This is a genomic window from Streptomyces sp. SID1328 (genome assembly GCF_009865595.1).
Taxonomy (GTDB): domain Bacteria; phylum Actinomycetota; class Actinomycetes; order Streptomycetales; family Streptomycetaceae; genus Streptomyces; species Streptomyces griseoluteus.
Genome location: NZ_WWKH01000305.1, coordinates 1 through 2,769, shown reverse-complemented (window position 1 = coordinate 2,769; position 2,769 = coordinate 1). Strand labels below are relative to the sequence as shown.

At 70.1% G+C, this 2,769-nt stretch carries 3 protein-coding genes; all 3 read left to right on the top strand.

What is annotated here, in order from left to right:
• The first annotated feature begins 24 nt into the window (after positions 1-24).
• The 3 genes from GT030_RS09145 (at position 25) to proC (ending at position 2,447) form a co-directional block, all read left to right on the top strand.
• On the top strand, positions 25-813 hold the full coding sequence (locus tag GT030_RS09145; RefSeq protein WP_202459890.1) for an ABC transporter ATP-binding protein: 789 nt from the start codon (positions 25-27) through the stop codon (positions 811-813).
• Positions 810-1,571, top strand: a complete 762-nt coding sequence (locus GT030_RS09140; RefSeq protein ID WP_161200662.1) for an ABC transporter permease — start codon at positions 810-812, stop codon at positions 1,569-1,571. The genes GT030_RS09145 and GT030_RS09140 overlap by 4 nt, the downstream gene beginning before the upstream one ends.
• A 63-nt stretch (positions 1,572-1,634) precedes the next feature.
• Positions 1,635-2,447, top strand: a complete 813-nt coding sequence (gene proC, locus GT030_RS09135; protein ID WP_135791656.1) for a pyrroline-5-carboxylate reductase — start codon at positions 1,635-1,637, stop codon at positions 2,445-2,447.
• Positions 2,448-2,769 lie beyond the last annotated feature (322 nt).

The window sequence follows — 2,769 nt, the reverse complement described above, 5'->3', positions numbered from 1 at the left end:
CTCGGGCACATTATTCATCACGTGATGAATAATGTGCCCGAGTCACCCCAGCCGACGGCGCCCGATGCCGTCCGCGCCGCCGGCCTCACCGTCGTACGCGGCGCCCGAACCGTCCTGAAGGACCTCCGCTTCACCGTCCCCCGAGGCCGGATCACCGGCCTGCTCGGCCCCTCCGGCTGTGGCAAGTCCACGCTGATCCGCGCCATCACCGGCACCCAGGCCAAGGTCACCGGCACCCTCGACGTCCTCGGCAGCCCCGCCGGACACCCCACCCTGCGCCACCGCATCGGCTACGTCACCCAGGCCCCCTCGGTCTACGACGACCTCACCGTCGAGCAGAACCTCGACTACTTCGCCGCGATCCTCGACCCCGGCCGCGCCGCCGCGGACCGCCGCCGCGAACACGTCACCCGCGCCATCGCCGACGTCGACCTCACCACCCACGCCGACGCCCTGGCCGGCAACCTCTCCGGCGGCCAGCGCAGCCGCGTCTCCCTCGCCGTCGCCCTCCTCGGCACCCCCGACCTGCTCGTCCTCGACGAACCGACCGTCGGCCTCGACCCCGTACTCCGCCGCGACCTCTGGAACCTCTTCCACGAACTCGCCGACCGCGGCACGACCCTCCTCGTGTCCTCCCACGTCATGGACGAGGCCGAGCGCTGCCACCGCCTCCTCCTCATGCGCGAAGGACACGTCCTCGCCGACGACACCCCCGAGAACCTGCGCACCCGCACCGCCACCGACACCGTGGAGGCCGCCTTCCTGCGCCTCGTCGACGAAGCGGACGACCGCACCAAGGAGCCGACCCGATGAGCACGACGACCCCCGCCGCATTCAGCACCGCCCGCACCACCGCCACCGCGGCCCGCGTCCTGCGCCAGCTCCGCCACGACCCCAGGACCATCGCCTTGATGCTCCTCGTCCCCTGCCTGATGCTGGTCCTGCTGCGCTACGTCTTCGATGCCAGCCCGCGCACCTTCGACAACATCGGCGCCTCGCTGCTCGGCATCTTCCCGCTGATCACGATGTTCCTGGTGACCTCCATCGCCACCCTGCGCGAACGCACCTCGGGCACCCTCGAACGTCTCCTCGCGATGCCCCTCGGCAAGGCCGACCTCATCGCCGGCTACGCGCTCGCCTTCGGCGCCGTGGCCGTCGTCCAGTCCGCCCTCGCCACCGGCCTCGCCGTCTGGCTCCTCGGCCTGGACGTCACCGGTTCACCCTGGCTGCTCCTGCTGGTCGCCCTCCTGGACGCCCTGCTCGGCACCGCCCTCGGGCTCTTCGTCTCGGCCTTCGCCGCGTCGGAGTTCCAGGCGGTCCAGTTCATGCCGGCGGTGATCTTCCCCCAGCTCCTCCTGTGCGGCCTCTTCACGCCCCGCGCGGACATGCACCCTCTATTGGAGGCCCTTTCCGACGTACTGCCCATGTCCTACGCCGTCGACGGCATGAACGAGGTCCTCCACCACACCGAGCTGACCTCAGCCTTCGTACGGGACGTGGTGATCGTCGCCGGATGCGCGCTCCTGGTCCTCGCCCTCGGCGCGGCCACCCTGCGCCGCCGCACCGACTGAGGCCGCGTCCGCCCACCGGACGAACGCCCCACCCGCCGCATCGCCGGTGCGAGGATGAACCGCATGAGCCAGAAAGTCGCAGTCCTCGGCACCGGCAAGATCGGCGAAGCCCTGCTCAGCGGGATGATCCGGGGCGGCTGGGCGCCCGCCGACCTCCTGGTCACCGCCCGCCGCCCGGAACGCGCCGAGGAACTCCGTGCCCGCCACGGAGTCACCCCGGTGTCCAACACCGAGGCCGCCAAGAGCGCCGACACCCTGATCCTCACGGTCAAGCCGCAGGACATGGGCGCCCTCCTGGACGAACTCGCTCCCCATGTCCCCGCCGACCGTCTGATCATCAGCGGAGCCGCGGGCATCCCCACCTCGTTCTTCGAGGAGCGGCTCGCCGAGGGCACCCCGGTCGTCCGGGTCATGACGAACACCCCGGCCCTGGTGGACGAGGCCATGTCCGTCATCTCGCCGGGCAGCCACGCGACCGAGGAGCACGTCGCCACCGCCGAGGAGATCTTCGGCGCCGTGGGCCAGACCCTGCGTGTCCCCGAGGGCCAGCAGGACGCCTGCACCGCACTCTCCGGTTCGGGCCCGGCGTACTTCTTCTATCTGGTCGAGGCCATGACGGACGCCGGCATCCTGCTCGGCCTGCCCCGCGACAAGGCCCACGAACTGATCGTGCAGTCCGCGATCGGTGCCGCCACGATGCTCCGCGACAGCGGCGAGCACCCGGTCAAGCTCCGCGAGAACGTCACCTCGCCGGCCGGTACGACCATCAACGCCATCCGCGAGCTGGAGAACCACGGGGTCCGGGCGGCCCTCATCGCGGCCCTGGAAGCGGCCCGCGACCGCAGCCGTGAGCTGGCCTCCGGCAAGAAGGACTGACCCCGGCAAGATCTTGGCGGAGTGGGGTTGACACCCCCTCCCCGGATGCGTAATGTACTCCGAGCTGTCCGACGTGAGCGCCGACTCCGGTCGGTCCCCGGACAGCCATCTCGCAAGACCCACCACTCATCGACACTCGCTGTCGCATGCTTGTGTGCGCATTTGCGAAATGAGGAATCCGCGTTCGAAAGGACGCGGCCCCCGATTAGCTCGGGAGCCGGGAATCCGCTAAAGTCTCACTCGTCGGAACGGCCCAGCGGGCCGGGAAGACAACCCTCTCTGACTGGGAATCAGACGCCGAAAGGATCTGATAGAGTCGGAA

Coding starts and splice junctions, on each gene's coding strand:
- GT030_RS09145 (WP_202459890.1), top strand. CDS start 25: ATGAATAATGTGCCCGAGTCACCCCAGCCGACGGCGCCCGATGCCGTC.
- GT030_RS09140 (WP_161200662.1), top strand. CDS start 810: ATGAGCACGACGACCCCCGCCGCATTCAGCACCGCCCGCACCACCGCC.
- proC (WP_135791656.1), top strand. CDS start 1,635: ATGAGCCAGAAAGTCGCAGTCCTCGGCACCGGCAAGATCGGCGAAGCC.